Origin of the sequence: uncultured Campylobacter sp. (assembly GCF_938017615.1) — a bacterium.
GTDB lineage: Bacteria > Campylobacterota > Campylobacteria > Campylobacterales > Campylobacteraceae > Campylobacter_B.
The window spans coordinates 1-8,116 of the sequence record NZ_CALIJA010000174.1 but is presented as its reverse complement, the minus strand read 5'-3'; the positions used below and the strand labels follow the sequence as shown (position 1 = coordinate 8,116).

The 8,116-nt window shown below is 48.6% G+C and carries 7 protein-coding genes; 3 read left to right on the top strand and 4 right to left on the bottom strand.

Features of this window, described 5'->3' with window-relative positions; genetic code table 11:
- Positions 1-150 precede the first annotated feature (150 nt).
- Entirely contained in the window at positions 151-966 is an 816-nt protein-coding gene (locus Q0620_RS08980; protein ID WP_005872227.1) for a lipid-binding SYLF domain-containing protein, read from the bottom strand.
- 108 nt (positions 967-1,074) lie between these two features.
- Here Q0620_RS08980 and Q0620_RS08975 point away from each other — a divergent pair, with 108 nt between their 5' ends.
- The 3 genes from Q0620_RS08975 to Q0620_RS08965 all read left to right on the top strand — a co-directional run bounded on the left by Q0620_RS08975 (position 1,075) and on the right by Q0620_RS08965 (position 4,517).
- Positions 1,075-1,887 carry a M23 family metallopeptidase gene (locus Q0620_RS08975; protein WP_298784631.1) on the top strand — a complete coding sequence of 271 codons (813 nt, stop codon included), beginning with the start codon at positions 1,075-1,077 and terminating at the stop codon, positions 1,885-1,887.
- A gap of 25 nt (positions 1,888-1,912) precedes the next feature.
- A complete protein-coding gene (locus Q0620_RS08970; protein ID WP_298784629.1) occupies positions 1,913-3,808 on the top strand; it encodes a hypothetical protein in 1,896 nt (631 codons plus the stop codon).
- A 145-nt stretch (positions 3,809-3,953) separates the two neighbouring features.
- The gene (locus tag Q0620_RS08965) at positions 3,954-4,517 is read left to right on the top strand and encodes a methylated-DNA--[protein]-cysteine S-methyltransferase (RefSeq protein ID WP_298784627.1); all 564 of its coding nucleotides are present in this window, start codon (positions 3,954-3,956) and stop codon (positions 4,515-4,517) included.
- Positions 4,518-5,582: 1,065 nt separating this feature from the next.
- Here Q0620_RS08965 and dapE read toward each other — a convergent pair.
- From dapE to Q0620_RS08950, 3 genes are all read right to left on the bottom strand, one after another.
- Positions 5,583-6,761 carry a succinyl-diaminopimelate desuccinylase gene (gene dapE, locus Q0620_RS08960; protein WP_298784625.1) on the bottom strand — a complete coding sequence of 393 codons (1,179 nt, stop codon included), beginning with the start codon at positions 6,759-6,761 and terminating at the stop codon, positions 5,583-5,585.
- A gap of 15 nt (positions 6,762-6,776) precedes the next feature.
- Positions 6,777-7,544 carry a LysE family translocator gene (locus Q0620_RS08955; protein WP_298784623.1) on the bottom strand — a complete coding sequence of 256 codons (768 nt, stop codon included), beginning with the start codon at positions 7,542-7,544 and terminating at the stop codon, positions 6,777-6,779.
- Between the two features lie 346 nt (positions 7,545-7,890).
- A complete protein-coding gene (locus Q0620_RS08950) occupies positions 7,891-8,028 on the bottom strand; it encodes a hypothetical protein (RefSeq protein ID WP_298784621.1) in 138 nt (45 codons plus the stop codon).
- Between the last annotated feature and the right edge of the window lie 88 nt (positions 8,029-8,116).

Genomic DNA, 8,116 nt, shown 5'->3' with positions numbered 1-8,116 from the left:
CATAAAAATTAAATAAAATACTTTAGTAAAGAATCAATAAATCTTTCTAAAATAACCTATGCGTTTCGATTTCACATCTAAACGCTCTTGCACAAACTCAACGCAAAATCCAAAACAAGAAGCCCCATAAGTGGGGCTTGGCTCGATAATTTATTTTGCTTTTTTAGCCTTTTTGCTTCGCGTAGCCTTAGCATGAGTTCTAGGAGAGCGGTTTGAGATGATTGGCTTACCATCAGGGTATTTTTTCTGCACGTGATTTACAGGTATCGCTGCACTGCTGCTAGCACCGTATTTCTCGCCGTTTGTAAAATACTTCCTCATCACTTCCTTCCATCTTTTTGCGTATTTATTCGCGCGCGGAGAATCGTTTAAGATGTCCTCGTAGTCGTAAATTCTCTCATAGAAGTCGTTAGTTAGTTGATCGTCGATAGTGATTCTGCCGTTGTCGATCGATACGCCTAGGTAGACGCCTGTTTGCTCGCCCGGGCTTACCATCCATGCAGAAATATCAGGTAGATCGGTTGCGCGACCGGTTCTTCTACCTACGCCGCCTGCTGCAGCACCTACATTGATCTCAAGGGTGTCTGTGCCAGTAAAAATGTCTTGATATGACTTCGTAGTATGAAAGATCATCACGATGTCGCTCGTCTCGTAGCCTGCTTGTAAGCCCACGCCGTAGCCTTTATATTTGATAAAAATCGGTGAACTCCACTCGCCGTTCTCGCCTTTGACGCTAAAAATTCCATCGCCGTACTGCAGCGATGCGCCCGCAGCTAAACGTTTTACGTCGGTTAGGATTGCGACGGCTTTGGCGCTGGTTAGATAGCGCTCATCGGTGCCGAAGTTATTAGCCGCTACGAAAGATCTAACGACGTTAGTCGCCGCTATAACCTCTTGATTTGCCACGACGTCCGCGTGCAAAAGACCGCAAAGTGCAACAGATGCTAGAAGCAAAAACTTTTTCATCATTTAATCCTTTTAAAATTGAATTTTCGTTATTATAACAGCAATTTCATTTGTTTTAGCTAATTTTTAACAAAAAATTGATGAAAAATAACGAATTTTGGAAAATTTATGAAATTTCTAGCTATTTTTGCACTTTTGGCGATCAAAATTTTCGCTTTAGACATAGTAAACGGTGACGTTATTATCTTAAAATTAGATAAAAGCACAACCGAGTTGAGCTTTGGCTCAAAGAAAATCCCCCTCATCACGGCGCCAAATTCTAGTGATAAAATCGCCGTTTTAGCGGCGAATTACCGCGCTAAGGGAGATTTCGCGCTGAGAATAGTAGATCAAAGCGGCAGCCGTGAGCAGATCGTCGCTTTGAAAAAGGGCGAGTATAAAAAAGAGGCTCTAAGCGTCGCTCCGGGTAAAGTTAAACCGCCCAAAGAAGCCGCCGCACGTATCAAAAAAGAGCTCGACGAAGCCAACGCGATCTATGCGATTACCACGCCGCGCTATCTTTTTTCCACGCCGTTTGAGCTGCCTTTAAACTCCAAAATAACCTCTGCGTTCGGCAATGCCCGCACTTTCAACGGCGAGCTTAAAAGCTATCACAGCGGCACCGATTATCGCGCCGCGGTAGGCACTGCGGTGCGCGCCGCCAACGACGGCGTCGTAGTCATCGCCAAAGACCGCTACTACGCCGGCGGTTCGGTCGTGATCGATCACGGCGGCGGCATCTATTCGCAATATTATCATCTAAGCGAAATCAAGGTGACGCTTGGCGATCGCGTTTACAAAGGTGATGAAATCGCGCTTTCAGGCGAAAGCGGTAGAGTTAGCGGTCCGCATCTGCACTTCGGCATCGCGATCAACGGCGTGAGCGTCAATCCGCTAAGCTTCGTCGCTAAATTCAACGAAGTGGTTTTTGGCGAGCGCTAAAATGCCCTACAATCCGAAGGAGTTGATGAAAAAAATTCTCGCAGGCAGCGATTTTAAGCTAAAAGGCTCGGTCAAAGGTCGTGTGCGCGTCGCGAGTAGGGACGGAGCGATCGTAAATTTTACCGCCGCAGACTTCGGCGTGCAGAGCCTAAGCGACAAAATTTCGCTCAGTGGCGAGCAGTTTGAGCGGTTTCGGGCTAGAATTTTTGGGATTTTAAACGCCGGCGGACGCGAGCTTGCAGGCAGGCTCACGCTCCCTTCTACGCCCAAAAAGAAAGCCCGCGCAGATCGTCTCCGCGCGGCAGATGGCTATGCGGAGTTTGACGGCGCCTGCGATTTTGGTAGCTTTTGCGGCGGAGATTCGGGCGCAGTTTCGCCCGAGGCTGGCGGCAGCTTGGCAAAGACTTCGTATGCCACAAATGCAAGGTGTGGCGATTTTTCTGCGCGCAGCGCTCAGAGTGCGCAAGGCTTTACTTCGCAGGCAAAATTTCAAGATGTTTCGCAAGCAGAATTTTATGGTGCGGCTCGGGCGGAATTTTGCGTAGATACCGCGTGGGATACGGCGTGCGAGAATTTTATTTTGCAAAATGACGCCGCGCAGGATGACGTGAGCGTGGGGCTTGCCGCTAGTTTTGAACAGGGCGCAAATGCGAGGAGTGAAAATTTTATGCCGCAAAGCTCTGCACCTGCGAATTCTGCCAAAGGGCAAAGCTTCATTCCTACATCGCGAAATTTTATTTCCGCGCAAAGCTCTGCGCTCGTGAAAGATTCCGTATTTAAGGCGCAAAATTCTAATTTTATGGCGCAAGCGGAGAATTTTGTGGCTGAAAATTCGTTTGTAGCAGAGCAGGACGCGGACTTACGAAGTAAAAATTCTACGGCGCAAAGCTCTGCATCAAAAAATTCCACTTTCGCAAATTCTGCGCTTGATATAAAGTGCGCAAATGATTGTGGGTCTCAAGGCTCCGAGTTTTCTAAGGGGCAAAGCGCTAATTTCGCTAGCTGCCGTGCCGCAAATTTTGCCTTAGAAAATGCCTTGGAATTCGCGCCTCAAGATGAGAATTTAGTCGGTGAGGATTCAATGTGCTTGGCAAAAGGGCAAAATTGCGCGCTAAAAAATTCCGACGAGCAAAATTTAGCACAGAAAAGCTCCGCACAAGAGTGGCGCCCTTCGAATTTGCCGCCGCAAGCGGGAAATAAATTTGCGCCCGAATTTGAGCGATTCGCGCAGCCCGCGTTAACGGGTGAGAATTCTACGGTTGCTTCTTCTATGGCGGAGGGGGCGCTTGGTGATGAGCCCGCGTCTGCTGCTTTTGGGAGCGAATCAACTTTTGCGACTAAGCCCGTAAATTTCTATGGCAAGCCTGCGCGCAAAGCGCCTGCGAAAGAGCGCGCGCGCCTGACGGGGCGTCCGCAGGCTCTGCCTATTGCAAGCACTTCGCGTCCTATCTCGCTACCGCAAACGTCTAAAGCTAGGCTCATCGAGCTTAAGCCGCGTTTCATAGGCATCGCGCATAGGATTAAAATTTCGTTTTTAAAAAAGAGCGCGAGCGAGCCTGGCGAAGGGGTTTTGGCGCGCGTTCGTATTCCGCTTTTGATGGAGAATTTCGGTCTTAATGATATTTTGTCATCCATGGCGAGCTACCAAATGGCGAAAAAGATGGTGCGCACGATCGCTGATCTTTACATCGCCAAGGATCTGCGCGGCGTGCACATAGGCGTGCCGGTACGCCTTGAAATGGGCTTTAAAAGCGGTATCTCCGACGTCAGCAACCACGCCTTTATCTTTAAGCTCATCGAGGACAGCCTCGTCAAAAACGGCGTCATCGACGACGACAATGCAGATATCGTGCGCGAGATCAAGCTTTTTAAGCAAGACGTTTTCGACGGGGTTTTAGTAAACATCATGCGGTTTGAGTAGAGGCTTTGCGGCACCTTGCGTATAAATTTTAAAAAATTCGCGTTACCGCATGAAATTCCATCGTTTTCGAGCTTTAGCTTGCACTGGCAGTAAGCGCTTTTTAAAATTTTTTTGATCAAACCAGTAAAAATTTGAAAGGATTGAGATGCAAAAAGCCTTTTTTAATTCGCCTATTGGAATGCTTGAAATTCAGGATGACGAGATCGGGATCTGCAGTATCGACTGGGTCAAAAGCTCTGCCTGCAGCCCCAATGATGAGATCTTTAAAAAACACGATGCAGAGCCTAAATTCGGCTTTGTGCGTGCAACTGATGATAAAGGACGCGATTTAAAGCTTAGTGATTTAAGAAAGAATTTGGCTCTTTGCACTGACGAGCTTGGCGCATATTTCAGGGGCGAGCTTGAGAGCTTCAGCGTTAAACTGAGCCAAAACGGCACGCAGTTTCAAAAGTCCGTGTGGAGTGCGCTTTTAGAGATCCCTTATGGTGAGGTCGTAACATACGGCGAGCTAGCCCGGGCTATCGGTAGACCGCACGCAAGCCGCGCAGTAGGCGGCGCAAACGGCAAAAATAAAATTCCCATCATCGTGCCGTGCCACCGCGTCGTAGCTGCGGGCGGGCTCGGAGGATACAGCGGCGCGGGCGGCGTAGCGACCAAAGCGTGGCTGCTAAACTTCGAAAGAGAAAATTTAGCCAAATTTGGCAAGTAAAATTCCGTTAAATTATGCCTTGCAGGCACGGCGCTGATTTTAAAATTTTACCGCGAGACGCTGCGAAATTTCATAAAGCGATTTTGTAAATTTCTAGTCTTACGGCGACCAAGGCAGTTAAAATTTTGCAAGAAGCGAAACTTGCTATGCTGACTTAAAGCCCTAATTTTAAATTTATCACGCCGCAGACGCCTGCTATGAGCGGTTGAAATTTTTCGCAGTGATAAAATTTAGCCTCGCGAAATTCCGCTCTGAAATCCTTCGATAAATTTTCATCTTGCGTGCATTTAGTGTAGCAGCACGCGAGGCGGTAAAATTTTGCCGCTCCTTTTTGTGTAGATAGGCAAGGATGGCAAGGTTTTGTTGTGGAGTTTTACAGAGGCTAAAAATTCTATGCTGCCGCGCTGTACGGGCAAAATTTCATATCGCCGTATCAAAGCAAAGTAAAATTCTTAAATCGCGCTTGCCGAGGTAGGGTAAAATTCCCGCAGAGGCGGTAACCGGGGCAGAATTTATCCCAGCGGCAACATGACTAAGTAAAATTTTATAAATACACGAAGCGGGCGGTATCCCAGCAGAAATGGCATTGTCCTAGCCAAGCTTCTTGCGAAAGCAGCGAGCGCGCCAAAGATAAAATTTCTCGCGGAGGCAGCAAAGTGCAGCAGCATCCTGATAGCAACGCTAGGCAAGAATGAAATTCCATGCAAAGAGAGCGGATGGAAATTTTGCGCAAAGATCGCGCTATTTGCTGAAATTCTCGCAAAAGCAGTATTCTTTTAAAAAATTCCTAGCAGCGGTAGCGTTCGTTGTCAAAGCTCGCCTTTGAGGCGGTGGCGTTTTGCTAAGGCTTCTTGCGAAAGCGACGTTGCATAGCAAAGTAATTGTAAAAGCGGCAAGCGTACTGTAGATAAAATTCTTAGCAAAAGCGGCATATCAGAGCGAAATCCCATTCAAAATGCACGGCAAAGATAAAATTTGCCAAGCAACTACGAGCGAAAACCCTGGCAAAATCAGCAAAGCTTGGTAGAACGAAGAAAATCTACGTAGCTTTGCCAAATTCCTAAATTAGCCAAAATTTTCTATCAGATCGCTAAAAATTTTAGCTAGATTTTCGACGTCGCTAATCTCTACTCGTTCATTGATCTGATGGATCGTGTCGTTTCGCACGCCAAACTCCGCTGTCTCCACGCCAAACTCCGCGAAGTATCTCGCATCGCTCGTGCCGCCTGCGGTATTTAGCTCAGCTGCTGCGCCGCAGATCTTCTGCACGCTAGCGCTTAGTTTTTGCACGATTTTGGAGTTTCGCTGAGTTAAAAAAGGCTTTGAGGAGCTTTTTAGTGCGAGATGTAGCGATGCGCCTGCTCGCAGCTGTGCGGTGCAGCTCATTTCTAGCTTGCCGCAGGATTCGCTTTCGTTGCATAGCACGTCTTTAGCGTCCAGTTCAAATAACTCTAGTACATAGTCTCGCACGTCTTCTAGCCCCAGCCCTACGTCGCCGCGTACGTTAAACATCACGCGTACGTCCTTGGGTGTTACGTTTACTACCTGCGAACCGCCGCGAATGTCGGTGATGACTATCTTGGCTGGAGCGAAATCCTCGCTACCCGCGTCCAGATCGTGTCCCGCGAGGCTTGCTAGCACCGGCGCTAAAATGTGGACAGGATTGATGCATTTATCTGGGTAGGCTGCGTGCCCGCCGATACCCGTGAGTGTGAGGACGCCGTTAATCGAGCCGCGACGGCCGATCTTAATGGTATCGCCGAAGCGCACTTCGCATGTAGGCTCCGCAACGACTGCGAAGTTGGGTAGGGCACCTTGCTCGCGCAATTTAGAGAGCATTTCGCGCGTGCCGTAGATGCCGTCACCCTCCTCATCGCTGGTTAGCAGCAGGCTTAGCGTACCCTTAAAATCGTGTGCCGCCGCTAGCGCGCAGATCGCCGCTGCGATGCCGCTTTTCATATCCTGCGCGCCGCGCCCGTATAAAAAGCCCTCCGCTTCCACCGGCACAAACGGATCGCTCGCCCAGCCCTCGCCCGGCGGGACTACGTCGATGTGCCCGGCAAAGCATAGATGCGGACCCTGTCCGAAGCGCTTGGTAAAAATCGCGTTAGTTACGCCGTTTAGCTCGAATCTATCCTCGCTAAAGTCCGCCAGCAGCATCGAGACGTAGTTAAAAGCTCCGTCGTCGCTAGGCGTGAGCGAGCGGAATTTGATGAGCTCTTTTAGAATTTCAATCGGTTTCATAAGCCATCCTTTGGTTTAAATTTTAGCAAAAATTATAGCGTATAAAAGCTTTAGTGCGAAAAATACCAAAATAAACGCCGAGATATATGCAAATGCCCGCACTACAATGTTTGGAAGCTTGCTACGAGCTAGATATATAGCAAGCGGAAAAAGCGTGATCCAAGCTAAAATTCCGCTTACAAGCCCCGCAAGAGCAAGCGCGAAATTTGCTCGCGCGGTACCGGCAGAGACGCTGAGCCAAAACATAATGACGTATGGATTTAGTAAATTTATTAAAAAGCCTTTGCCGTAAAGCGCCGCGCCTGAGCAAGCCTCGACGCTTGCAGGTTGCACCGAGCTAGCCGCGCCATGCCAGATCGCGTACGCCGTGTAGAGCAAAAAGCACGCGCCAAATACCGATATGCAGGTAAAAACGATCGGGATTTTGGCTAACTGCGATATGCCGAACGCCGATAGCACCAGATAGAGCATATCCGCGCTCATGGCGCCGAGGCCCAGGCACAGCGCCTTGGTGTAGCTTCGCAGCGCGTAGGACATTATCAGCACGTTTACCGGACCGATCGGCACGCTAACGCCCAGCCCCATCAAAACCCCTTGTACGAATGGTTGCATCCCTCTGCTTGTACTCCCCAAATCTGCTAAATTTCGGCACGCGCCGCTGCGAAAAAATCTATGGGCGCGGCTTTGCGAACAGATCGATGACGCACAGCTTTGCGAATGGATCAATCCTAAAATTCCGCGCGCCCGCCGATCGGTTTTTAAATTTAACGCAACCGCCGCCATACGCGCCTTAGCTTTGAAATTTTAAAGCGAGCGTTGTAGCGCGCTCGGCTCTAAAATTTTTAACGTGTGCTCTTGCATGCGCCTCGACTTTAAAATTTTAACGAGCGCTTCACATACACGCTCAGTTGCAAAATTTCAATATGAGCATTATGTGCTTGAAATTTATACGAGCATTCGTGCGGCGGACCCGCTCACTAGACTTCAAATTTGGTTTTTAAATTTTAACGCATAGATAGATCGTAGTTTAAATTTGCACTTTAAATTTTGCGGCTAGAATTCTGCGAGGCAAAATCCGTCGTCTCGCCTGTGCCGCTAAGTTTGCGAGCCAAATTTCGCAAAGCAAAATTTAAACCGGCAAAAGATTGGCGACGAACGGCGGCTCGTTCAAGTCGATAGGTCTTAGTCGCGTAAATTTTAAGATCGCGGCGGTAAAATTTAGCCCACCGAAATTTTGCTTTGCGTAATTTCGCGTGTCCGCGCTCATAAATAGCCCATGATCGCAGCTAAAATTTCGCGCCTTAAAATTTATCCGCAAATTTTAAAAACCCAGCCGCGCCGTCTGAAATTTGACC

What these genes read in the sequence shown, in the direction of transcription:
- Q0620_RS08980 (WP_005872227.1), bottom strand. Translation starts at nt 966, where the DNA reads ATGAAAAAGTTTTTGCTTCTAGCATCTGTTGCACTTTGCGGTCTTTTG.
- Q0620_RS08975 (WP_298784631.1), top strand. Translation starts at nt 1,075, where the DNA reads ATGAAATTTCTAGCTATTTTTGCACTTTTGGCGATCAAAATTTTCGCT.
- Q0620_RS08970 (WP_298784629.1), top strand. Translation starts at nt 1,913, where the DNA reads ATGAAAAAAATTCTCGCAGGCAGCGATTTTAAGCTAAAAGGCTCGGTC.
- Q0620_RS08965 (WP_298784627.1), top strand. Translation starts at nt 3,954, where the DNA reads ATGCAAAAAGCCTTTTTTAATTCGCCTATTGGAATGCTTGAAATTCAG.
- dapE (WP_298784625.1), bottom strand. Translation starts at nt 6,761, where the DNA reads ATGAAACCGATTGAAATTCTAAAAGAGCTCATCAAATTCCGCTCGCTC.
- Q0620_RS08955 (WP_298784623.1), bottom strand. Translation starts at nt 7,544, where the DNA reads ATGGCGGCGGTTGCGTTAAATTTAAAAACCGATCGGCGGGCGCGCGGA.
- Q0620_RS08950 (WP_298784621.1), bottom strand. Translation starts at nt 8,028, where the DNA reads ATGAGCGCGGACACGCGAAATTACGCAAAGCAAAATTTCGGTGGGCTA.